We start from the raw sequence: 22,276 nt of genomic DNA on the forward strand, positions 1-22,276 counted from the left end.
TAGCGCCGATGGTAGTGTGGGGTCTCCCCATGTGAGAGTAGGGAACTGCCAGGCATCAAATTAGAAGTAGCAGTGAAATCCAACGGGCAGTTCGCTACTCGATAGAGAGTAGGAAAAAAGCCGAAGGCTTTTAAACGTTGCGCAGCAACGGCCCGTAGGGTGAATCATGAAATGATTCATAAACTGCCAGGCATCAAACACGGATTACCGGGGTGACATTCGGTGATCAAGCAGCGGAAAGCTGGCCCAGAGGGCAGTATCAGGAAGATACACGTAACAGAATCGGTGGAGCGGTAGTTCAGTTGGTTAGAATACCTGCCTGTCACGCAGGGGGTCGCGGGTTCGAGTCCCGTCCGTTCCGCCACCCTATTTAGGGGCGTAGTTCAATTGGTAGAGCACCGGTCTCCAAAACCGGGTGTTGGGAGTTCGAGTCTCTCCGCCCCTGCCAGATAAAAACCCTTCATAAGCTATGAAGGGTTTTTTTTCGTTTCAATTTTCTTCCTCTCATCATCCTTTACCTCAATTCTTCTTTAACGCTATTTCTACCTATAGAAAGATAGTTATTAATTTTTCCGTGGGGCTATGTTTTATCTCCTTACGAGATGCCCTCTCCTTATTTTTAGTGAGATTTTCACGCGCGGGTTAAGCACGTTCGGGTTTACCAGACGTGCTTGTTGATGATACCGGTATAAATTATGTCGAGATGGCGATCGGTGTTTTCAGCAATTGTCGAATCAGCGATTGCTGATCGCTATTCTGCAACCAGACGGCATAAAACGGACGCACCACGGGCGGGGTATCATCCAACACTTTTAGCTGCGTATATTGTTGCGCCCAATGACTGGGTAAAAATGCGCAGCCGCCGGTCGTTGTAAGTAATTGCCGAGTGAGATGCGCTGACGTTGTTGTTAATACCGGAACCATATCGCTGACCAACAGCCGGCTTTCCTGCTGATGAAAATCAGCGCCCCATTCAAGTTTGATGTAGGGAAGTTTTGGGTCGGCCTCGTCGTGAGTCTCTGTAGCGAACAGCGAAAGTGAGAAATTGCCGAGCAGTTGGCTGGCTAATTCATCCATTTTAGGCTGTTCTGTGGTGATCAGCAGATCCAGTTGACGCTCATGGAGTTGTTTTACCAGCGAATGACGTAGCGCGATGCGGGCTTCCAACTGCAACATCGGCCGCTGCTGATAAAGCGCTTGTAACCACGGCGTGAGATACACCTCCCAGAGTGAGGCGGTGGCGCCAATTGAAAGCAGGCTATGCTGTTGCGAGCGAACAACTTCCTTTTTGGCCAGTTGCCAGGTGCCAATCAGATTTTCCGCATAGGGTAAAAGCCGCTCGCCAGCCGGCGTCAGGCGAATATTATTGCGATGGCGGGTAAATAAATTTGCGCCGAGTTGGGTTTCTAACTGACGGATGCGAAAACTGACGGCAGACTGCGTCAGGTAGAGTGATTCCGCGGCTCGACCGAAGTGTCTTGTCCTGCTGACTTCCAGAAAGGTTTTCAGTAATTCGGTATCCACGCCTATCTCCAAAAAAATTTGTCGTAATGATTTAAATGTTTTGTTTTACACAATGTCAAGCCTATCTAATACTCCGCGCCATAAACAGCACGACCATATGAGAATCAGGAGCGTGTAAGATGGCGGAAAGCTTCTCTACAAATAATCGTTTTTTTGATAACAAGTTTTACCCACGTGGTTTTTCCCGGCACGGCGACTTTACCATTAAAGAAGCGCAACTGCTGGAACGCCATGGTTATGCTTTTAACGAACTTGATCTGGGTAAACGTCAACCGGCCACTGAAGAAGAAGTCCAGTTTGTCGCGATGTGTCGCGGCGAGCGTAAGGCTGAAACCGACATGGAAAAAATATGGTCCAAATATATGGATCGCATTCGTCGCCCGAAACGCTTTCACACATTGTCTGGCGGTAAGCCGCAAATGGATGCGGTAGAAGAGTACACCGAAAGCGACGATTAATAAAAATGGGGCGAAAGCCCCTTTTTTACGGTCGGCTTTACACCCGGCCCTGTGGCGATCGTTTCGGTAGCGAGGTTGCCCTCGTTATTCCAGATTTTTGTGAAGCCGGATGAGCAACCGGTCCATACAACGGTAGCTCAGCGCTTCGGCAAGATGTTCCCTGCGTATATCTGTTTGTTCATTCAGATCGGCAATGGTTCGGGCCACTTTCAGTATGCGGTGCCAGGCGCGTACGGATAATCCCAGTTTACTCATCACCTCTTCCAGATAGACCGCGTCCTGCACTGCGAGTTGACAGTATTTTTCTATCTCGTTGGGCCGCAGCCGCGCGTTAATTTTATTGGCCCGCTTAAGTTGCCTCTGCCGGGCGGCGAGTACACGCTCTCTGACGACCGCGCTGCTTTCTCCCGGACAGGTTTGCTGGCGCAATATTCCCGGCGGCAGCAAAGGAACCTCGATAGAAATATCAAAGCGATCAAGAAACGGACCGGACAGCTTGCTGAGGTAACGCAAGATCTGCTGCGCCGGCAGACGGTTGTGAACGCCCTGATAATGGCCGGAAGGGCTGGGGTTCATTGCCGCCACCAGTTGGAAGCGGGCTGGATAACAAACTTTCGCCCGGGCGCGGGAGATAATAATCTCTCCCGACTCGAGCGGTTCGCGCAGCGAGTCTAAAACGCGGCGTTCGAACTCAGGTAGCTCATCAAGAAACAGTACGCCGTTATGCGCCAGCGAGATTTCACCCGGTTTAGGTAAAGAGCCGCCGCCAACCAGCGCCGTCATCGATGCGCTGTGGTGCGGCGCCCTGAATGGGCGGGTGCGCCATCGCGTTACCGTGGCGTCGATATTGATCAGGCTGTTGATCGCCGCGCTTTCCAGCGCTTCTTCATCGCTCAGTGGAGGCATCAGATTACTCAGCCGACTGGCCAACATGGTTTTTCCGGTTCCCGGCGGGCCGATCAATAGCAGGTTATGTCCCCCGGCGGCGGTAATCTCCAGCGCCCGCTTGGCCTGTTCCTGCCCGATAATTTCTTGCAGGTCGGGTAAATCGCCGTCTGCCGGCTGTTCCTGCGGCTCGCTACTGCTACTGAGCAGCGCTTCTTCACCTTGCAGAAATGCGCAAACCTGTAGTAGATGCCCGGCCATCAAGGCCTCCCCATGCGGGATCATCGTCATTTCGTGTTTGTTGCCGTCAGGCAGGATTAACTGACGGCCTGATTTTATGGCTTCCAGCGCTGCCGGGATCGCCCCGTTGACGGCACGTAACGTGCCTGAGAGGCCTAATTCGCCGAGAAACTCATAGTGGGCTAACCTTTCCCCTTTTATTTGCTCTGAAGCGGCGAGAATGGCTAAGGCGATAGGGAGATCGTAACGACCGCCCTCCTTGGGAAGATCCGCCGGGGCCAGATTGACCGTAATCCGTTTGGCCGGGAATGAGAAACCGCAATTGATGAGCGCGCTGCGCACGCGATCGCGCGCTTCTTTGACGGTCGTTTCCGGCAAGCCTACCAGCGTGAGGGCGGGTAATCCGCTGCTGATATGAACCTCAATGGCGACATCCGGCGCCTGTACGCCAATCATTGCCCGAGTATAAGTAACCGCCAGCGCCATACTATTCCCCTTTTGCGAAGAGGCTCATGATGCGCAAGAACGAGCGGACAGGGGATGGACGGATGAGGACTTTGTGCGGCGATTTTGAAAAATAACTCGTCTTATCAATTGATTGCTTTATCTGTGCGTAGCTTGCCGCAAAATGGGACGCCTGACGCTGCGCCATTTTCACCGGCAAGGCGGCCCGCTTCTGCCGCGCGGCCTGATATTGACGCCTACATCTTGCCGCGCAAACTGATATAATCATCGCCAACACCACCCCGGCTGGGTCATGACACAAGTTTTCCGCACAACCGCGTTACCATTTGCTCGCTGATTCATTGCTGAGCCGCTCAGATTCCTGATGGTGACGAGATTCATCGGAACACCTGCTACCTGATGATTATCTTCTATTTTTGGGTAGTTCTTGTTTTGATAAACGGAAAAACACCGAAAAAATTGTTGTCATATCATGCCTGATTGTGATAACTCTGTAGGCACTCGTTCAACAGTAGATTAATGAACACTCTATTTATGAAAGCCTTCTCCCTAGTGATTAGCCTAGTCGTGATTAGCGTGGTGGTGATTATTATCCCACCGTGCGGGGCAGCACTTGGACGACGAATGGCTTAAAATCGAGCCCGAATTCAAGAAAACCCCCGCACCGCAAGGTCGGGGGTTTTTTTATTGGGTGCAATGTATAACGTAAGGGAACAGACGATGGTGAGTTGTGCAAAATGCCGTTATTCCCGCAAGATGTTGGGGAATTAACGATGACAGGGGCTCAGTGGGTGGTACAAGCGTTGCGGGCGCAGGGAGTGGAAACCGTTTTTGGTTATCCAGGCGGCGCGATTATGCCGGTCTATGATGCACTTTACGACGGCGGCGTAGAACATCTACTGTGTCGTCATGAGCAAGGCGCCGCCATGGCGGCGATTGGCTATGCGCGGGCAACCGGTAAAGTCGGGGTGTGCATTGCGACGTCCGGCCCCGGCGCGACAAACCTGATCACCGGCCTGGCCGATGCCTTACTGGATTCCGTACCTATCGTCGCGATCACCGGTCAGGTAGGGTCCGCCTTGATCGGTACCGATGCTTTTCAGGAAATTGACGTATTAGGCCTGTCTCTGGCCTGTACCAAACACAGTTTTCTGGTGGAGTCGTTGGAGTCGCTGCCCGATGTGATGGCCGAAGCGTTTGCGATTGCCGGCAGCGGCCGCCCCGGACCCGTCCTGGTCGATATTCCGAAAGATATTCAGTTGGCCGAGGGCGACTTTACGCCGAATTTTGCGCCGGTCGATACCCTCTTTGATTTTCCCGCGCGAGAGGTTGAACAGGCCCGCGAGCTATTGGCAAAGGCGCAGAAGCCGGTATTGTATGTCGGCGGCGGCGTTGGCATGGCGCAGGCGGTTCCCGCTTTGCGGGCGTTTATCGCCGCGACCGGAATGCCGTCCGTCGCGACGTTGAAAGGGCTGGGGAGCGTGGATGCCAATCATCCCTATTATCTGGGTATGATTGGCATGCACGGTACGAAAGCGGCCAACCTGATGGTTCAGCAGTGCGACCTCCTGATCGCGGTGGGCGCTCGTTTTGACGACCGGGTAACCGGCAAGCTGAATACCTTTGCGCCGCACGCCAGCGTGATTCATATGGATATCGATCCTGCCGAGTTGAGCAAGTTGCGTCAGGCCAATGTCGCGCTGCAAGGGGATCTGAAAGCGCTGTTGCCCGCGCTGCAACAGCCGCTGGACATCGACGCATGGCGGGAACAGGCCGCATTGATGAAAGCGGAATACCCGTGGCGTTACGATCATCCGGGCCAGGCGATTTATGCGCCTGCGTTACTGAAAGCCATCTCCGATCGCAAAGTGGCGAATACGGTGGTGACGACGGATGTCGGCCAGCATCAAATGTGGACGGCTCAGCATATGGCGTTCACTCGCCCGGAGAACTTCATCACCTCCAGCGGTCTGGGCACCATGGGATTCGGCGTACCCGCCGCCGTGGGGGCGCAGGTCGCCAGACCGGATGACATGGTCATCTGTATTTCGGGTGACGGCTCTTTTATGATGAATATTCAAGAGTTGGGCACCATTAAGCGAAAACGGTTACCGCTGAAAATCGTTCTGCTGGATAACCAACGATTGGGAATGGTTCGACAGTGGCAACAGCTGTTTTTTGATGAACGTTATAGTGAAACCAACCTTTCTGATAACCCCGATTTCCTCACGCTGGCAAGCGCTTTTAATATTCCGGGCCAGCGTATCAGCCGTAAAGACCAGATCGATGACGCACTGAATGCGCTGTTTAACAGCGAAGGTCCATACTTACTGCATGTCTCCATCGATGAATACGAGAATGTCTGGCCGCTGGTGCCGCCCGGCGCCGGTAATGAAACGATGCTGGATAAAACAGAATAATAGCTGGAGAAAAGAGAATGACACACCATCGGCTTTCCATTCAGGCCCGCTTTCGTCCGGAGATTCTGGAACGCGTATTGCGCATCGCCCGGCATCGAGGTTTCCAGGTTTGCGCCATGAACATGGTCCAAACCGCCAATACCAACGATCGCATCAATATTGAGCTGACCGTTGCCAGTCATCGTCCGATAGATTTATTGTCGGCGCAGTTGAGTAAACTGCTGGATATTGCTTATGTTGAAATTCAGCCAATGACAACATCTCAGCAGTTCAGCGCCTAACAAACAAGAGAAAGGAAAATAAGAAATGACCAAGAAAGCCGACTACATTTGGTTTAACGGGGAAATGGTTCCATGGGCTGATGCCAAAGTTCACGTTATGTCACATGCCTTGCATTACGGCTCTTCCGTATTCGAAGGTATTCGTTGCTATGACACGCATAACGGACCGGCGGTATTCCGTCATCGTGAGCATATGCAGCGCCTGCACGATTCGGCGAAAATCTATCGCATGCCGTTGCAGCAAAGCGTCGATGAGCTGATGGAAGCCTGCCGCGAAACGTTGCGCAAAAATAAGCTGACCGGCGCCTATATCCGTCCGCTGGTATTCGTCGGCGATGTCGGCATGGGCGTTAACCCGCCGGACGGCTACAAACCGGATGTCATCATCGCCGCTTTCCCTTGGGGCGCGTATCTGGGCGAAGATGCGCTGGATCAGGGCATCGATGCGATGGTGTCTTCATGGCACCGTGTTGCGGCGAATACCATTCCCACCGCCGCCAAAGCGGGCGGGAACTACCTGTCCTCTCTGCTGGTCGGCAGCGAGGCGCGTCGTCATGGCTATCAGGAAGGGATTGCGCTGGATGTGCATGGCTACGTGTCCGAAGGCGCGGGCGAAAACCTGTTTGAAGTGAAGGACGGCATCCTTTTCACGCCGCCGTTCACGTCTTCCGCCCTACCGGGGATTACGCGCGACGCCATCATCAAGCTGGCGAAAGAGCTGGGCCTGGAGATTCGTGAACAGGTGCTGTCGCGTGAATCGCTGTATCTGGCCGATGAAGTCTTTATGTCCGGCACCGCGGCTGAAATCACGCCGGTTCGCAGCGTCGACGGTATTCAGGTCGGCATCGGCAAATGCGGTCCGGTGACGAAAAAACTGCAACAGGCGTTTTTCGGCCTGTTTACCGGCGAAACGGAAGATAAATGGGGCTGGCTGGATCCGGTTAACCGTTAATCAACCCATTATGACAGACAGATTCAGGTGATGGCGCGCTTTGCCATCGCCCATTAAGTTAATACTGGAGTAACAAGAGTATGCCTAAGTACCGTTCAGCCACAACCACGCACGGCCGTAACATGGCCGGCGCCCGAGCCTTGTGGCGCGCCACCGGAATGACCGACGACGATTTTGGCAAGCCGATTATCGCGGTGGTTAACTCATTCACCCAGTTTGTACCCGGCCATGTGCATTTGCGCGATATGGGCAAACTGGTTGCCGAGCAAATCGAAGCGTCCGGCGGCGTGGCGAAAGAGTTCAATACTATTGCGGTTGATGACGGTATCGCTATGGGGCATGGCGGCATGCTCTATTCTCTGCCTTCTCGCGAATTGATTGCCGACTCGGTTGAATACATGGTGAACGCGCACTGCGCCGATGCCATGGTGTGTATTTCCAACTGCGACAAGATTACCCCGGGAATGATGATGGCCGCGCTGCGCCTGAATATTCCGGCGATTTTCGTCTCCGGCGGTCCGATGGAAGCGGGGAAAACCAAGCTGTCCGATCAGTTGATCAAACTGGATTTGGTGGACGCCATGATCCAGGGGGCCAACCCGAACGTCAGCGATGCCGACAGCGAACAGATTGAACGCTCCGCCTGTCCGACCTGCGGTTCCTGTTCCGGCATGTTTACCGCCAACTCCATGAACTGTCTGACCGAAGCGCTGGGTCTGTCATTACCGGGCAACGGTTCGCTGCTGGCGACCCATTCCGATCGTAAAAATCTGTTCCTGAAAGCCGGTACGCGAATCGTCGAGCTGGCGAAACGCTACTACGAACAAGACGATGAAAGCGTGTTGCCGCGCAGCATTGCCACCAAGTCCGCGTTCGAGAACGCCATGACGCTGGATATCGCCATGGGCGGTTCGACCAATACCGTACTGCACCTGCTGGCGTCGGCGCAGGAAGGCGAGGTCGACTTCACGATGGAAGACATCGACCGTCTGTCGCGTAAGGTTCCGCACCTGTGCAAGGTGGCGCCGAGCACGCAGAAATACCATATGGAAGACGTGCATCGCGCCGGCGGGGTGATCGGCATTCTGGGCGAACTGGATCGCGCCGGCCTGCTGCATCGCGACGTGCGCAACGTGCTGGGCAAAAACTTGCAGGAAACCATCGACGCATATGATGTGATGGTGACGGAAGACGACGGCGTGAAACGTATGTACACCGCCGGCCCGGCGGGTATCCGCACCACCAAGGCGTTCTCGCAGAGCTGCCGCTGGGATTCGCTGGATGTCGATCGTCAGGAAGGCTGTATTCGTTCCCGTGAGTTTGCCTATAGTCAGGACGGCGGTTTGGCCGTGTTGTACGGCAATCTGGCGGAAGACGGCTGCATCGTGAAAACGGCGGGCGTGGACAAAGGCAGTCTGGTGTTCCGCGGTCCGGCCAAAGTGTATGAAAGCCAGGATGATGCGGTAGAAGCGATTCTGGGCGGCAAAGTGGTGGCCGGCGACGTGGTGGTCATTCGCTACGAAGGGCCGAAAGGCGGTCCGGGCATGCAGGAAATGTTGTATCCCACCAGCTTCCTGAAATCCATGGGGTTGGGCAAGGCCTGTGCGCTGATCACCGACGGCCGTTTCTCCGGCGGGACATCCGGTTTGTCCATCGGCCATGCTTCTCCCGAAGCCGCCAGCGGCGGACTCATCGGGCTGGTGGAGGACGGGGATATGATCGCGATTGATATTCCTGGCCGCAGCATCGCATTGGACGTGCCGGAAAATGAACTGGCCAGCCGTCGTGAAGCCGAACTGGCGCGGGGCGACGCGGCCTGGACGCCGCGTAATCGCAACCGTCCGGTCTCTTTTGCGCTGCGCGCCTATGCCAGCCTGGCAACCAGCGCCGATAAAGGCGCCGTTCGTGACAAGAGTAAGCTGGGAGGCTAACCATGGCAGCGTCACAACCACTTCCCTCCGCGCCCTGCGGGGCGGAGTATCTGCGGGCGATTTTGCGCTCGCCGGTTTATGAAGTCACACAGGTTACGCCGCTGGAGAAGATGGATAAACTCTCTTCGCGGCTGGGTAACGTCATCCTGGTGAAGCGTGAAGACCGCCATGCGGTGCATAGCTTTAAGCTGCGCGGCGCCTACGCGATGATGGCCGGATTGAGCGACGAGCAGAAAGCGCATGGCGTGGTGACCGCTTCGGCGGGCAATCATGCGCAGGGCGTGGCGCTTTCCGCCAGCAAGCTCGGCATCAACTCGCTGATCGTGATGCCGGTCGCCACGGCGGACATCAAAGTCGACGCGGTGCGCGGTTTCGGCGGCGAAGTCCTGTTGCATGGAGCGAACTTTGACGAGGCGAAGGCCAAAGCCATTGAGCTGTCGCAGCAGCAGGAAATGACGTTTCTACCGCCGTTTGATCATCCTGCCGTGATTGCCGGGCAGGGGACGCTGGCGATGGAACTGTTGCAGCAGGACGCGCACCTGGATCGGGTATTTGTGCCTGTCGGCGGCGGCGGTCTGGCGGCCGGCGTCGCGGTTCTGATCAAGCAACTGATGCCTCAGATCAAAGTCATCGGCGTGGAAGCGGAAGATTCCGCCTGCCTGCGCGCCGCGCTGGACGCCGGTCAGCCGGTTGATCTGGCGCGCGTGGGGCTGTTTGCCGAAGGGGTGGCGGTTAAGCGCATCGGTGATGAAACTTTCCGCCTTTGCCGGGAATATCTGGACGACGTGATCACTGTCGACAGCGACGCCATCTGCGCGGCAGTCAAAGATCTGTTTGAAGACGTGCGGGCGATTGCCGAACCTTCCGGCGCGCTGGCGCTGGCCGGGATGAAAAAATACATCCAGCAGCATCAGATTCAGGGAGAACGCCTGGCGCACGTGTTGTCCGGCGCCAACGTCAACTTCCACGGTCTGCGCTACGTGTCTGAGCGTTGCGAACTGGGCGAGCAGCGTGAAGCCTTGCTGGCGGTGACGATCCCGGAGAAAAAGGGCAGCTTTCTCAAGTTCTGCCAATTGCTCGGCGGCCGCTCCGTTACCGAGTTCAATTACCGCTATGCGAATGAAAAAGAGGCCTGCATTTTTGCCGGCGTGCGTCTGACGCGCGGTCATGCCGAACGCGAAGAGATCATTGCCGATCTGGCCGCGGGCGGCTACGACGTCGTCGATCTGTCCGATGACGAGATGGCCAAACTGCATGTGCGCTATATGGTGGGCGGACGGCCTTCGAAACCGTTGACGGAAAGGCTGTATAGCTTCGAATTTCCTGAATCGCCGGGCGCGCTGCTGAAGTTCCTGACTACGCTGGGAACGCACTGGAATATTTCATTGTTCCACTATCGTAGCCACGGTATGGATTTCGGCCGCGTACTGGCGGCGTTCGAACGGGAAGAACGCGATCCGGAGTTTGAGAAGCATCTGCACGATCTGGGTTACGAGTGCCATGACGAAACCAATAATCCGTCGTTTCGTTTCTTTCTGGCGGGCTAGTCGCTGAGTCATCAGCACATAACGCTGCCGGTGGCGTTTCGCCGCCGGCAGCGTTATCGTTATGTCATTCGACAGGCAACGCTGATGATGTAAAACGATGACGATGCATTTCAATGGCTTTTCCCAGCAGGGTTTGACGTTTCTCCAACAGGTACGTCAGCAGAATGATAAAGCGTGGTTTGACGAACACCGCCCGATTTACGAACAGGAACTGCTGGCGCCGTTTCGCGCGCTGGTGGAGGCGCTGAGCCTGACCATGTTGCCAATCGACGATCGGTTTGAAACGCGTCCGGCAATCGGCAAAACGCTGTCCCGTATCCACCGCGATACCCGCTTTTCCCACGATAAATCACGTTACCGCAGCCAGATGTGGCTGACATTCAAACGTACCCGCAAAGACTGGACGGACGCGCCGAGCTATTTCTTTGAGATCGCCCCCGATTGCTGGCGTTATGGGCTGGGCTATTACAGCGCCGCGCGCAATACCATGGAGCTGTTCCGTCAAACGCTGCGCGGCAACCCGCAACGCTTCCTTGAGGCGGCGGAGTGCTTACAGGATACGTTTGTCCTGGAAGGCGAAAGTTATAAACGCCCATTGATTAAAGACCTGCCGGCGGAGTTGGCCGACTGGTATAACCGTAAGTCTTTTGCCGCCATTCATACCAGTCGGGACATGGAGCCGCTGTTCTCCGGTGATTTGGTTGCGACGCTGGCGCAGGGATTTACCCAGCTTGAACCGCTTTATCATTACCTGATGGATATCGAAGCCATGAAAAAAGCCGCGCAGGAAACGGAAAGCCCGGCTCGGCATGCATTTTCCGCCAACCCGTGGTTTGAACGCTAGGCAAGGGAATGCCGATCTACGGCGAACCGTCAGTGCATCCGGCGGTACGTCCAGGGGGGCAGAGGATGGGGAAGCCGCCATAGTCCCAGCCGCTGTTGGCGCGCCGCGTTTTCATGGCGCATCAGTTCGCGGTTGTTACGGTCGTGTTTGTATACCCAGGCTTGACCGTTGCGCAGCAGGCCGGCGTTAATATTGCTGTTCCGGTAATAGACCGTACCCAGGTAGCGATCGTACCGATCCCGCGTCTCATAGTGTACCGTCACCCATCGCCCGCCAATCTGTCTATCCAGCGCCCGACGAGATGTCTTGCCGTAAGGCTGTCGGTATTCCGGCGCATCGATGCCCAGCATGCGGATACGGTAATCGACGCCGTTCTGACGCACCACGATGGTGTCGCCGTCGACGACGTTCACCACCGTGCCGCTGAGCGTCGCCGCCGGCGCGGGGGCGGAGAACAGCAATATCGCCGCCAGCAAATACGATTTCATCAAGACCTTCCTTGTGGCCGATGGCCGGGCGGATAAGATAAATAACGCATGCCGCGAGGGGGGAAATTTTATGGTTTTTCCCGTAGCGTTTCCCAGAACGCGGCGATTAACGGCTCGCTTAACCGCTTTTTCTGCACGCATACGCCCAGGTCCAGCGGTTCCATCGCATTTTCGGCAAAAACCGAGACGCGGTTGCGCACCGGCTCCGGGCTGTTTTCCAGCACCACGTCCGGAATAAGCGCGATGCCGCAGCCCAGCGCCACCATCGATACCATCGCCTCGTGGCCCGATACGGTGGCGTAAATCTGCGGATTGGCGATATGGTGGCGGCGAAACCACAGTTCGATACGTTTTCGTACCGGCCCGTGCTCCGGCAGAATAAACGGGATTTGCGCCCAGTCGGTGTCGGGCTGCTTGACTTGCGCCTGCACCGGGCAGGGCAGCGCCGGGATAATCAGCGATAGCGGAATTTGGCCGATAGGCATAAAGTCCACGCTGGCGGGCAATGTTTCCGGATGTCCGGCGATGCCCAGATCCGCCTCGTTTGATTGCACTTTGTCGACGGCATCGGCGGCGTCGCCGGTGGTGAGTTTAATTTCCACCAGCGGATGCTCCGCGCGAAAACGATCCAGAATCGGCGGTAAGTGGCTGTAGGCGGCGGTGACGGAGCAAAAAATCCGCAGTTCGCCGCTTAATGACGGGCCGCGCTGCCCGATAGCGTGACGTAATTGCTGGTATTGCAGCAGCGTTTGCTGGGCGAACAGCTTCAGACGCTCGCCCGCATCGGTTAGCTGCACGGTGCGGTTATCGCGCTGGAACAGCGTTTGGCCGATCTCATCCTCCAGCCGTTGAATCTGACGCGACAGCGTGGAAGGGCTGATGTGCATCGCTTTGGCCGTGCGGCCAAAATGCCGGCTTTCGGCCAGGTGGAGAAATAATTTGAGATCACGTAAATCCATGCGATGCGAGCCTCGTTTTTATCTTGCAGATATTGCAATATGACGTTGTTAATATATCAATTTAAGCAACACATTTCCTGTCATATGATGAGTGCCATAATGGTTTCCCATCTGGCGGAAAACCTTTCCCGAATAACAGACAAACAAAACAGTATACGGAGCATGACATGGCTAACTATTTCAACACATTGAACCTGCGTCAGCAGTTGGCGCAATTGGGTCAGTGTCGTTTTATGGGACGTGACGAATTCGCCGATGAAGCGGGCTACCTGAAAGGTAAAAAAGTGGTGATCGTCGGCTGTGGCGCACAGGGCCTGAACCAGGGGTTGAACATGCGCGATTCCGGTCTGGATATCGCTTATGCGCTGCGTCAGGAAGCGATTGCCGAGAAGCGCGCATCATGGCGCAAAGCGACCGAAAACGGCTTTACGGTCGGCACCTATGAAGAACTGATCCCGCAGGCGGATTTAGTCGTTAACCTGACGCCGGACAAACAGCACTCGGCCGTAGTCAAGGCCGTTCAGCCGCTGATGAAGCAGGGCGCGGCGCTGGGTTACTCCCACGGTTTCAACATCGTCGAAGTCGGCGAGCAAATCCGTAAAGACATCACCGTGGTGATGGTGGCGCCGAAGTGTCCGGGTACGGAAGTGCGTGAAGAATACAAACGCGGTTTCGGCGTGCCGACGTTGATCGCCGTTCACCCGGAAAACGATCCGCAGGGCGAAGGCATGGCTATCGCCAAAGCCTGGGCGGCGGCGACCGGCGGTCACCGCGCCGGCGTGCTGCAATCCTCTTTCGTGGCGGAAGTGAAGTCCGACCTGATGGGCGAACAGACCATCCTGTGCGGCATGTTGCAGGCGGGTTCTCTGCTGTGCTTCGACAAACTGGTTGCCGACGGCGCCGATGCGGCCTATGCGGAAAAACTGGTTCAGTTCGGTTGGGAAACCGTGACCGAAGCGCTGAAACAGGGCGGCATCACGCTGATGATGGATCGCCTGTCCAACCCGGCCAAGCTGCGCGCCTATGCGCTGTCCGAACAGCTGAAATCCATCATGGCGCCGCTGTTCCAGAAACATATGGACGACATCATTTCGGGTGAATTCTCCAGCGGCATGATGGCCGACTGGGCGAACGACGACGTTAAATTGCTGACCTGGCGTGAAGAAACCGGCAAAACCGCATTCGAAAATGCGCCGCAGTTTGACGGTAAAATCGCCGAGCAGGAATACTATGATAACGGCGTATTGATGATCGCGATGGTGAAAGCCGGGGTTGAGCTGGCGTTTGAAACCATGGTGAGTTCCGGCATCATTGAAGAGTCCGCTTACTATGAATCGCTGCACGAACTGCCGCTGATTGCGAATACTATCGCGCGTAAGCGTCTGTATGAAATGAACGTGGTTATCTCGGATACGGCTGAATACGGCAACTACCTGTTTGCCAACGCGGCGGTGCCGTTGCTGAAAGAGAAATTCATGTCTTCCCTGCAACCGGGCGATTTGGGTAAATCCATCGCAACGACGGAAGTGGATAACGCGCAGCTGCGTGATGTGAATGAAGCTATCCGCAACCACCCGATCGAAGCGGTCGGCCGTAAACTGCGCGGCTATATGACCGATATGAAACGTATCGCCGTCGCCGGCTAAGTTTCCCCCTCGGCTCAATACGTCAAGGCACCGCGTTCGCGGTGCCTTTTTGTTGTCTATAGAAAATAAGAAACGGGCGCGACGAACCGCGCCCGGCGGCGGATCAGGCTTCCTTGACGGATCTGAATTCCGTTTCCGCCTTATGGAATCGTTCGGTTATCGTGTTTGACGGCGCTTTCCCCAACAGGCTCACCACAAAGATGGTCAGGCAGTTGAACAGGAAGCCGGGGATAATTTCATACAATCCCAGCCAGCCGTAATGTTTCCAGATAAGCACGGTGGCCGCGCCGATGATCATGCCGAGCAGCGCGCCGTTACGCGTCATGCGCGGCCATAGCAGCGAGATCAGAATAACCGGACCAAAGGCGGCGCCGAAACCGGCCCAGGCATAGCTGACCAGCCCCAGCACGCGATTTTCCGGGTTGGCCGATAGGGCGATGGCGACAGCGGCCACCAGCAGCACCATGGCGCGCCCGACCCACACCAGCTCTTGCTGGCTGGCGTTTTTACGCAGGAAGGGTTTGTACAAATCCTCGGTGATGGCGCTGGAGCACACCAGCAACTGGCAGCTCAGGGTGCTCATCACCGCCGCCAGAATCGCCGACAGCAATACGCCGGCAATCCACGGGTTGAATAACAGCATCGAGAGTTCAATAAACACCCGTTCGCTGTTGTGTGCGACGCTGCCCGCCTGTTCAGGATTGTTGCTAAAATAGGCGATGCCGAAGAATCCCACGGTCACCGCGCCGGCCAGACACAGAACCATCCAGGTCATGCTGATGCGTCTGGCGTTGTGGATGGTGTGGTGAGAGTCGGCCGCCATAAAGCGCGCCAGAATGTGCGGCTGGCCGAAATAGCCTAGCCCCCAGCCCATCAGCGAGATTATCGCAATAAAATTCAGACCCTTGAACATATCCAGATTGGCGGGATTTTTCGCTTCGATTACCATCAGCGAGGTATCGATGCCCCCCAGCGCCAGGATCACCATCACCGGCGTCAGGATCAGGGCGAAAATCATCAGGCTGGCCTGCACGGTGTCCGTCCAACTAACGGCGAGAAATCCGCCGATAAAGGTATAAGCGATGGTGGCGGCGGCGCCTGCCCACAGCGCGGCGCCGTAACTCATATGAAAGGTGCTTTCAAACAGGCGGGCGCCGGCCACCACGCCGGAGGCGCAGTAAATGGTGAAAAAGATCAGAATGACCAGGGCGGAAATCACGCGCAGCAATTTGCTGGTGTCCTCGAAGCGATGGGTGAAATAGTCCGGCAGCGTCAGCGCGTTGTGGTTGACTTCGGTGTGTACGCGCAAACGGCCGGCCACCCATTTCCAGTTAAGATACGCGCCGATGATCAGACCGATGGCGATCCAGCTTTCGGAAATGCCGGAAATGAAAATCGCCCCCGGCAGCCCCATCAGTAGCCAGCCGCTCATATCCGACGCGCCGGCGGAGAGGGCGGTGACCAGGCTGCCCATGCGGCGTCCGCCCAGAATGTAATCACCGAAGTTGTTGGTCGCCCGGTAAGCGAACAGGCCGATAAGTACCATCCCGAAGATATACACCAGAAAAGTCACCAGCATTGGTGTGCTCATTGTCATTCAACTCTCCACTTTCATTATTATTTGTACATGCGCGATGGTGCGATAGACCCTGGTCTTCACGCTGGCGACGTTAAAAATCTCTCCCGAAACTTTTTTATGGCGACGCCACTTTTCGAGTGCCTTGAAAGCGGCTGCGACATGCCGGGAATAGCGCTGTCGATCTCCAGCTAAATTGAAGCGGAAGAGATTATGCCGCAATCTCAGGAAGAAAAAACCTATCAAGCGTCCCTGAGGCTCACGAGGCAGGTCGCGTCCCGGCGTTCGTCGCCCTGTCGGCGCGATTTTCGGCGGCGCGCGGCGGGCTGGAAAGAGAGTGAGCCTGGGCGGACAGAAGCGAGAAGAGAAGCAAGTGGCTTCAATGTTTGCAGCAAAGCGTCGCGATATCGTGTCGCCTCCCCCCTGTCAGGGGAAGGCGGGGAAAGGAAGTCTAATTACGGTATAACACTTTAATGAGGTGATAGCCGAACTGGGTCTTCACCGGTCCGAAAGGTTTCAACAATTCGCAGGAAAACACCGCCTTATCAAAAGCGGGGACCATATCGCCCTTACGGAATTCGCCTAAATCGCCGCCGTTGCGCTTTGACGGGCAGGTTGAGTATTTCTGCGCCATTTTCTGAAAATCGGCGCCTTGCTCCAACTGCGCCAGGATATCGTTGGCCTGTTGTTCGGTATCCACCAGAATATGGAGTGCTGCTGCGGTATTTGCCATTTTATTACCTTTTTACGTATTCCCTTCGTCATCCAAATCGCCGGCGTTTATTTTCCTGCAACCTGAAATCGATTGGGGAGAGATGCCTGCGTGCAATGTAACATCTGCAACGCAGGATGTGGATCGCGGCGTACATCTTTGAAGCGAAATCGTCGATCAAGATCGCCGCCGCTTTCTGCTACAATCGCCCCCTGTTTTATGATTGAGTCTTGCCGTTATGCGTCTAAACCCCAGCCAACAACACGCCGTCGAATTTGTTACTGGTCCCTGTCTGGTACTGGCGGGCGCCGGTTCGGGCAAGACGCGCGTCATTACCAATAAAATCGCCCACCTGATCCGCCAATGCGGCTATCAGCCTCGCCACATCGCCGCCGTGACCTTTACCAACAAAGCCGCGCGCGAGATGAAGGAACGCGTGTCTCATACCCTGGGGCGTAAAGAAACCCGTGGGCTGACGATCGCCACCTTTCATACGCTGGGGCTGGAAATCATCAAGCGGGAATATGCGGCGCTGGGTATGAAAGCCAATTTCTCGCTGTTTGACGATCAGGACCAGATGGCGCTGCTGAAAGAGCTGACCGAGCAGTGGCTGGAGAATGACAAGACGCTGTTGCAGCAGTTGACGTCGACGATCTCAAACTGGAAGAACGATCTTATCGATCCCGCCGGCGCGGCGGCGGCGGCGCGTTCCGAGCGCGACCAGCTGTTCGCGCACTGCTACGCGCTGTATCACGATCATCTGCGCGCCTGCAACGTGCTGGATTTCGACGATCTGATCCTGCTGCCGACGTTGCTGCTGAAACACAATCAGGAGGTGCGCGAACGCTGGCAGAATCGTCTGCGCTATCTGCTGGTGGACGAATATCAGGACACCAATACCAGCCAGTATGAACTGGTTAAATCGCTGGTGGGTAGCCGCGCCCGTTTTACCGTGGTGGGGGACGACGATCAGTCGATTTATTCCTGGCGCGGCGCGCGACCGCAGAATCTGGTGTTGTTGCAGCAGGATTTCCCCGCCTTGCAGGTCATCAAGCTGGAGCAAAACTACCGTTCCTCCGGGCGTATTCTGAAAGCCGCCAATATCCTGATAGCCAATAATCCGCACGTGTTTGAAAAGCGCCTGTTTTCCGAGCTGGGCTATGGCGATGAATTAAAAATCATCACCGCCAACAATGAGGATCACGAAGCCGAACGGGTGGTGGGCGAACTGATTGCGCACCATTTTATCAATAAGACCCAGTATGGCGACTACGCCATCCTGTACCGCGGTAATCATCAGTCGCGCCTGTTTGAAAAAATGCTGATGCAGAACCGTATCCCTTATCGCATTTCCGGCGGCACCTCGTTCTTCTCGCGTCCTGAGATCAAGGATCTGCTGGCCTATCTGCGCGTGTTGACCAACCCGGATGACGACAGCGCCTTTTTGCGTATCGTCAACACGCCCAAGCGTGAAATCGGCCCAGCCACGCTGAAGAAACTGGGAGAATGGGCTAATCAGCGCAATAAAAGCTTGTTCAACGCCAGCTTTGATTTAGGGTTAAGTCAGTCGCTGACCGGGCGAGGCCTGGAGTCTTTGCAGCGGTTTACCCAGTGGGTGGCGGAGGTCGCCCGTTTGGCCGAACGCGAGCCGGTCGCCGCGGTGCGGGATTTGATCCACGGGCTGGATTACGAAAGCTGGCTATATGAGACCTCGCCCAGCCCAAAAGCCGCCGAAATGCGGATGAAAAACGTCAATCAGCTTTTTAGCTGGATGACGGAAATGCTGGAAGGCTCGGATCTGGATGAACCGATGACCCTGACTCAGGTGGTCACGCGTTTTACCCTGCGGGATATGATGGAGCGCGGGGAAAATGAAGAAGAGCTGGATCAGGTGCAACTGATGACGCTGCACGCGTCGAAAGGCCTGGAGTTCCCCTATGTCTTTTTAGTGGGCATGGAGGAAGGGCTGTTGCCGCACCAAAGCAGCATCGATGAAGAGAATGTCGATGAGGAACGCCGTCTGGCCTATGTCGGCATTACCCGCGCGCAGCGCGAGCTGACCTTTACCCTGTGCAGAGAGCGGCGTCAGTACGGCGAACTGGTGCGTCCGGAACCCAGCCGTTTCCTGCTGGAGTTGCCGCAGGATGACGTGATTTGGGAAACCGAGCGCAAAGTGGTGAGCGCGCAGGAACGGATGCAGAAAGGGCAGGGGCATCTGGCGAATATTCGCGCCCAGTTGGCTAAAGCCAAAGAAAGCAAGTAATCCTCAATCCGCCGCCTTGACGGCGACAGATACGCTGGAAAAGAAAACTAAGACGGGCGGCCGAGGGCGTCGCCCGAAAAAGATTACAGCGTGTTTTCTTTGAGGATTAATGGCCAGTGAACATAGCTTTGCCAGCGGCTTTCCAGTTCCAGATTTTCCGCCCTTAGCGGATGCCGCGCCAGCCAGCCGACGGGCAGAATAACGTTTAAGGTCTCTCCTTCGGCTTGCAAACGCACCTCAGGCAGGGTGTCGTCACGACGACGGCTGGCAAAAATAATCGCCAGACGCAGTAAGCGGCATAAACGCTGAGCCTGTATCGCCGGCAGCGCGTTTTGCTGGTTTAACGACGCCAAATCGACCGTATTGCTCTGGTTTTGCAGCAACGTCGCCAATAGTTTCTTTTGAGCGGGGGTAAATCCGGGAAGGTCGCTATTGCGGATCAGGTAGGCGGCATGTTGCGGTGATTGACGAAAATCGATACTCAGTCCAATTTCATGAACCTGACAGGCGTGGTGCAGAAGCTCACGACATCGATTATCCAACTGCCAGCGCCGGGCGACCTGCTGTAGAAAATTATCGGCCAGCGAGCTTACCCGCTTCGCCTGTTCGATATCCAACAGGTAGCGGCGCTGTAAATTGTGCAGCGTGCGGTGACGAATATCCTGTTCAACCGGCAAATGCAGCATGCCGTACACCAAACCTTCGCGCAGCGCGCCGCCGGCCAGCGTCATGGTTTTGATATCGAGCTCTTGAAAAATCGCCAGCAGAATGGCGAGCCCGCTGGGGAAAACCAACGCGCGCTCCAGGGTGAGCCCTTCGATTTCAAGTTCTTCCAGTTTACCGCACTGGATGGCATGCCGTTTTAACTGCTGAAGTTTCTCCAGGGTGATATATTCATCCATTCCCTGGGCGACCATGATTTCCTGCAATGCCTGCACGGTGCCGGAAGCGCCGACGCAGATCCGCCATCCCTGTTGACGCAAGTCGTTCGCCACCGAGCGCACCATGTCGCGGGCGGCCTGTTCGGCGCGTTCGAAATTTTCGGCAGCCAGATTACGATCGCTGAAGTAGCGCTCCAGCCAGGTTACGCACCCCATCGGTAAACTGAAAAGCCGGGTAGCCTGCGCGCCGACGCCGGTCGCCAGTTCGGTGCTGCCCCCGCCGATATCGACCACCAGACGCTTTTCCGGTCCGCCGGTGGTATGGGCGACGCCCTGATAGATCAATCTGGCTTCTTCTTCACCGCTGATAACCTGAACCGGTAGTCCCAGTATCTGACTGGCCTGTTGCAGAAATTCGTCGGCATTGGTGGCGAGTCTTAAGGTCGCGGTGGCGACGACCCGCACCTGGTCCCGCGGGATGTCCTGCAACCGTTCGGCAAAAAGTTGCAGGCACTGCCAGCCGCGCTGCATCGCTTCCGGCGATAAGCGATTGTGCTGATCCAGTCCGGCGGCAAGGCGGACTTTGCGCTTTATTTTCGCCAGCGTCTGAATGCTGCCGGCGGTTTCCCGCACCACCAGCATATGAAAGCTGTTGGATCCGAGATCGATGGCAGCATAGAGTGAAGAAGAACTAAACATGCGCGATTAACCCTGCCGTTTGCGATTAGTGCGCGGCGGCCCGTTACGACGCGGCGCGTTGTTTCTGCGCGTGCCGTTATTGGAACGCGGCGGGCGCGTTAAACGTTTCGGCGCCGGTAAATCGTTAAGCAGGGCATCGCTGTTGTATTTACTGACCGGAATACCATGACCAATATAGGTTTCGATCGCCGGCAGATTCAGCGCATATTCTTCGCAGGCGAGGCTGATGGAGAAACCGCTTTCGCCCGCGCGGCCGGTACGACCGATACGGTGAACATAATCTTCGCAATCATCCGGCAGGTCGTAGTTGAATACGTGCGTGACGGACGGGATATGCAGGCCGCGCGCCGCGACATCGGTCGCCACCAGAATATCCAGATTGCCGTGGGTGAAATCATCCAGAATGCGCAGACGCTTTTTCTGCGCCACGTCGCCGGTCAACAGCCCGACGCGATGGCCATCGGCGGCCAAATGTCCCCAGATATCTTCACAGCGGTGTTTGGTATTGGCGAAAATAATGCAGCGATCCGGCCACTCTTCCTCAAGCAGGGTCTGCAACAAACGCATTTTTTCTTCATTGGAGGGATAGAACAGCTCTTCTTTAATACGGTGGCCGGTCTTTTGTTCCGGTTCGACCTCAACGTATTCCGCATTGTTCATTTGTTCAAAGGCGAGTTCGCGCACGCGGTAGGAAAGCGTCGCGGAGAACAGCATATTCAGGCGCTGCGTTACCGGCGGCATGCGGCGGAACAGCCAGCGAATATCTTTGATAAAACCGAGATCGTACATGCGATCGGCTTCATCCAGCACCACAACCTGGATCGCGCCCAGATTAATATGGTTTTGCTTGGCGTAGTCGATCAGGCGGCCCGTGGTGCCAACCAGAATATCAACGCCGCTTTCCAGCACTTTAAGCTGTTTGTCATAGCCGTCGCCGCCATAGGCGAGACCGAGTTTTAAGCCGGTCAGACGGGAAAGCGCTTCTGCATCAGAGTGAATTTGCACGGCTAATTCACGCGTCGGCGCCATGATTAGCGCGCGCGGTTGATTGATCTGACGCTCCGCGCCGGCCGGGTGCGAAAGCAAATAATGGAAAGTAGACGCGAGAAACGCCAGCGTCTTGCCAGTACCGGTTTGCGCCTGACCCGCTACATCACGTCCTGACAAAGCCAGTGGCAACGTTAACGCCTGAATCGGCGTACAGTTATGAAACCCTTTGCTTTCAAGGGCTTCGATAACCTGCGGGTGCAGGGCGAAGTCGGAAAACTTCTGTTCAGTTAAGTGTGTTTTGCTCATAGTGTGGTAGAATATCAGCTAACTATTACTTTACGAAAGCGTATCCAGTGAAATAAAGTCAACCTTGTTGTTGGTTAATCTACACCAACGAGGTAGATATGCCCTTCATCTTTCAAGTGGCGGGCGTGTTGGCCGCCTTCTCTTACCCCGGTCGCTTGACTTCAGTAAGCGCTTGGCCGCCATCCCCTTGAACCTTGCGACCTATTGGG

At 55.7% G+C, this 22,276-nt stretch carries 18 protein-coding genes and 2 tRNA genes; 12 read left to right on the plus strand and 8 right to left on the minus strand.

The annotated features are described in order from the left end of the window. The first annotated feature begins 287 nt into the window (after positions 1-287). Positions 288-364 (plus strand) — tRNA-Asp (locus ABRZ26_RS21815). Between the two features lie 8 nt (positions 365-372). After that, positions 373-448: transfer RNA gene (locus ABRZ26_RS21820), tRNA-Trp, on the plus strand. Between the two features lie 245 nt (positions 449-693). On the opposite strand, the gene hdfR is transcribed toward ABRZ26_RS21820, so the two are convergent. Next, positions 694-1,524: an HTH-type transcriptional regulator HdfR gene (hdfR, locus tag ABRZ26_RS21825; protein ID WP_319606214.1), complete on the minus strand. Its 831-nt coding sequence runs from the start codon at positions 1,522-1,524 to the stop codon at positions 694-696. 119 nt (positions 1,525-1,643) lie between these two features. Between hdfR and ABRZ26_RS21830 the strand changes: the two genes are divergently transcribed. Then, positions 1,644-1,982 carry a MaoP family protein gene (locus ABRZ26_RS21830; protein ID WP_319606215.1) on the plus strand — a complete coding sequence of 113 codons (339 nt, stop codon included), beginning with the start codon at positions 1,644-1,646 and terminating at the stop codon, positions 1,980-1,982. A gap of 84 nt (positions 1,983-2,066) precedes the next feature. On the opposite strand, the gene ABRZ26_RS21835 is transcribed toward ABRZ26_RS21830, so the two are convergent. Next, a complete protein-coding gene (locus ABRZ26_RS21835; RefSeq protein ID WP_319606216.1) occupies positions 2,067-3,593 on the minus strand; it encodes a YifB family Mg chelatase-like AAA ATPase in 1,527 nt (508 codons plus the stop codon). 513 nt (positions 3,594-4,106) lie between these two features. Here ABRZ26_RS21835 and ilvL point away from each other — a divergent pair. From ilvL to ABRZ26_RS21870, 7 genes are all read left to right on the plus strand, one after another. Then, the gene (gene ilvL, locus ABRZ26_RS21840; RefSeq protein ID WP_071778504.1) at positions 4,107-4,205 is read left to right on the plus strand and encodes an ilv operon leader peptide; all 99 of its coding nucleotides are present in this window, start codon (positions 4,107-4,109) and stop codon (positions 4,203-4,205) included. 140 nt (positions 4,206-4,345) lie between these two features. Beyond that, positions 4,346-5,992 carry an acetolactate synthase 2 catalytic subunit gene (gene ilvG, locus ABRZ26_RS21845; protein ID WP_319606217.1) on the plus strand — a complete coding sequence of 549 codons (1,647 nt, stop codon included), beginning with the start codon at positions 4,346-4,348 and terminating at the stop codon, positions 5,990-5,992. Positions 5,993-6,009: 17 nt separating this feature from the next. Further along, positions 6,010-6,273: an acetolactate synthase 2 small subunit gene (ilvM, locus tag ABRZ26_RS21850; protein WP_319606218.1), complete on the plus strand. Its 264-nt coding sequence runs from the start codon at positions 6,010-6,012 to the stop codon at positions 6,271-6,273. Positions 6,274-6,298: 25 nt separating this feature from the next. Then, positions 6,299-7,225: a branched-chain amino acid transaminase gene (locus ABRZ26_RS21855; RefSeq protein ID WP_319606219.1), complete on the plus strand. Its 927-nt coding sequence runs from the start codon at positions 6,299-6,301 to the stop codon at positions 7,223-7,225. A gap of 80 nt (positions 7,226-7,305) precedes the next feature. After that, positions 7,306-9,156 carry a dihydroxy-acid dehydratase gene (gene ilvD, locus ABRZ26_RS21860; protein ID WP_319606220.1) on the plus strand — a complete coding sequence of 617 codons (1,851 nt, stop codon included), beginning with the start codon at positions 7,306-7,308 and terminating at the stop codon, positions 9,154-9,156. Between the two features lie 2 nt (positions 9,157-9,158). After that, positions 9,159-10,703 carry a threonine ammonia-lyase, biosynthetic gene (gene ilvA, locus ABRZ26_RS21865; RefSeq protein WP_319606221.1) on the plus strand — a complete coding sequence of 515 codons (1,545 nt, stop codon included), beginning with the start codon at positions 9,159-9,161 and terminating at the stop codon, positions 10,701-10,703. 97 nt (positions 10,704-10,800) lie between these two features. Further along, positions 10,801-11,547: a DUF2461 domain-containing protein gene (locus ABRZ26_RS21870; protein WP_319606222.1), complete on the plus strand. Its 747-nt coding sequence runs from the start codon at positions 10,801-10,803 to the stop codon at positions 11,545-11,547. 29 nt (positions 11,548-11,576) lie between these two features. Here ABRZ26_RS21870 and ABRZ26_RS21875 read toward each other — a convergent pair whose 3' ends face one another. Together ABRZ26_RS21875 and ilvY are read right to left on the minus strand one after the other, a co-directional pair. Beyond that, a complete protein-coding gene (locus tag ABRZ26_RS21875; RefSeq protein WP_319606223.1) occupies positions 11,577-12,035 on the minus strand; it encodes a thermonuclease family protein in 459 nt (152 codons plus the stop codon). 68 nt (positions 12,036-12,103) lie between these two features. Further along, positions 12,104-12,994 (minus strand): HTH-type transcriptional activator IlvY, encoded by an 891-nt coding sequence (ilvY, locus tag ABRZ26_RS21880; protein WP_319606224.1) that lies wholly within the window; start codon positions 12,992-12,994, stop codon positions 12,104-12,106. 167 nt (positions 12,995-13,161) lie between these two features. Between ilvY and ilvC the strand changes: the two genes are divergently transcribed. Then, entirely contained in the window at positions 13,162-14,640 is a 1,479-nt protein-coding gene (gene ilvC, locus ABRZ26_RS21885; RefSeq protein WP_319606225.1) for a ketol-acid reductoisomerase, read from the plus strand. Positions 14,641-14,743: 103 nt separating this feature from the next. Here ilvC and putP read toward each other — a convergent pair whose 3' ends face one another. After that, a complete protein-coding gene (gene putP / locus ABRZ26_RS21890; protein ID WP_319606226.1) occupies positions 14,744-16,237 on the minus strand; it encodes a sodium/proline symporter PutP in 1,494 nt (497 codons plus the stop codon). Positions 16,238-16,667: 430 nt separating this feature from the next. Next, positions 16,668-16,949: a peptidylprolyl isomerase PpiC gene (gene ppiC / locus ABRZ26_RS21895; protein WP_319606227.1), complete on the minus strand. Its 282-nt coding sequence runs from the start codon at positions 16,947-16,949 to the stop codon at positions 16,668-16,670. A 217-nt stretch (positions 16,950-17,166) separates the two neighbouring features. Between ppiC and rep the strand changes: the two genes are divergently transcribed. Continuing rightward, positions 17,167-19,191: a DNA helicase Rep gene (gene rep / locus ABRZ26_RS21900; protein ID WP_319606228.1), complete on the plus strand. Its 2,025-nt coding sequence runs from the start codon at positions 17,167-17,169 to the stop codon at positions 19,189-19,191. An 83-nt stretch (positions 19,192-19,274) separates the two neighbouring features. On the opposite strand, the gene ppx is transcribed toward rep, so the two are convergent. Both ppx and rhlB read right to left on the minus strand, forming a co-directional pair. Next, positions 19,275-20,771 carry an exopolyphosphatase gene (gene ppx / locus ABRZ26_RS21905; protein WP_319606229.1) on the minus strand — a complete coding sequence of 499 codons (1,497 nt, stop codon included), beginning with the start codon at positions 20,769-20,771 and terminating at the stop codon, positions 19,275-19,277. Between the two features lie 6 nt (positions 20,772-20,777). Then, entirely contained in the window at positions 20,778-22,067 is a 1,290-nt protein-coding gene (rhlB, locus tag ABRZ26_RS21910; protein ID WP_319606230.1) for an ATP-dependent RNA helicase RhlB, read from the minus strand. Positions 22,068-22,276 lie beyond the last annotated feature (209 nt).

It is taken from the genome of Brenneria sp. L4-2C (assembly GCF_040240335.1).
Lineage (GTDB): Bacteria > Pseudomonadota > Gammaproteobacteria > Enterobacterales > Enterobacteriaceae > Brenneria.

What these genes read in the sequence shown, in the direction of transcription:
- ilvM (WP_319606218.1), top strand. Translation starts at nt 6,010, where the DNA reads ATGACACACCATCGGCTTTCCATTCAGGCCCGCTTTCGTCCGGAGATT.
- ABRZ26_RS21875 (WP_319606223.1), bottom strand. Translation starts at nt 12,035, where the DNA reads ATGAAATCGTATTTGCTGGCGGCGATATTGCTGTTCTCCGCCCCCGCG.
- rep (WP_319606228.1), top strand. Translation starts at nt 17,167, where the DNA reads ATGCGTCTAAACCCCAGCCAACAACACGCCGTCGAATTTGTTACTGGT.
- ilvD (WP_319606220.1), top strand. Translation starts at nt 7,306, where the DNA reads ATGCCTAAGTACCGTTCAGCCACAACCACGCACGGCCGTAACATGGCC.
- rhlB (WP_319606230.1), bottom strand. Translation starts at nt 22,067, where the DNA reads ATGAGCAAAACACACTTAACTGAACAGAAGTTTTCCGACTTCGCCCTG.
- ilvA (WP_319606221.1), top strand. Translation starts at nt 9,159, where the DNA reads ATGGCAGCGTCACAACCACTTCCCTCCGCGCCCTGCGGGGCGGAGTAT.
- ilvL (WP_071778504.1), top strand. Translation starts at nt 4,107, where the DNA reads ATGAAAGCCTTCTCCCTAGTGATTAGCCTAGTCGTGATTAGCGTGGTG.
- ABRZ26_RS21835 (WP_319606216.1), bottom strand. Translation starts at nt 3,593, where the DNA reads ATGGCGCTGGCGGTTACTTATACTCGGGCAATGATTGGCGTACAGGCG.
- ilvC (WP_319606225.1), top strand. Translation starts at nt 13,162, where the DNA reads ATGGCTAACTATTTCAACACATTGAACCTGCGTCAGCAGTTGGCGCAA.
- ppx (WP_319606229.1), bottom strand. Translation starts at nt 20,771, where the DNA reads ATGTTTAGTTCTTCTTCACTCTATGCTGCCATCGATCTCGGATCCAAC.
- ppiC (WP_319606227.1), bottom strand. Translation starts at nt 16,949, where the DNA reads ATGGCAAATACCGCAGCAGCACTCCATATTCTGGTGGATACCGAACAA.
- putP (WP_319606226.1), bottom strand. Translation starts at nt 16,237, where the DNA reads ATGACAATGAGCACACCAATGCTGGTGACTTTTCTGGTGTATATCTTC.
- ABRZ26_RS21870 (WP_319606222.1), top strand. Translation starts at nt 10,801, where the DNA reads ATGACGATGCATTTCAATGGCTTTTCCCAGCAGGGTTTGACGTTTCTC.
- ABRZ26_RS21855 (WP_319606219.1), top strand. Translation starts at nt 6,299, where the DNA reads ATGACCAAGAAAGCCGACTACATTTGGTTTAACGGGGAAATGGTTCCA.
- ilvY (WP_319606224.1), bottom strand. Translation starts at nt 12,994, where the DNA reads ATGGATTTACGTGATCTCAAATTATTTCTCCACCTGGCCGAAAGCCGG.
- ABRZ26_RS21830 (WP_319606215.1), top strand. Translation starts at nt 1,644, where the DNA reads ATGGCGGAAAGCTTCTCTACAAATAATCGTTTTTTTGATAACAAGTTT.
- ilvG (WP_319606217.1), top strand. Translation starts at nt 4,346, where the DNA reads ATGACAGGGGCTCAGTGGGTGGTACAAGCGTTGCGGGCGCAGGGAGTG.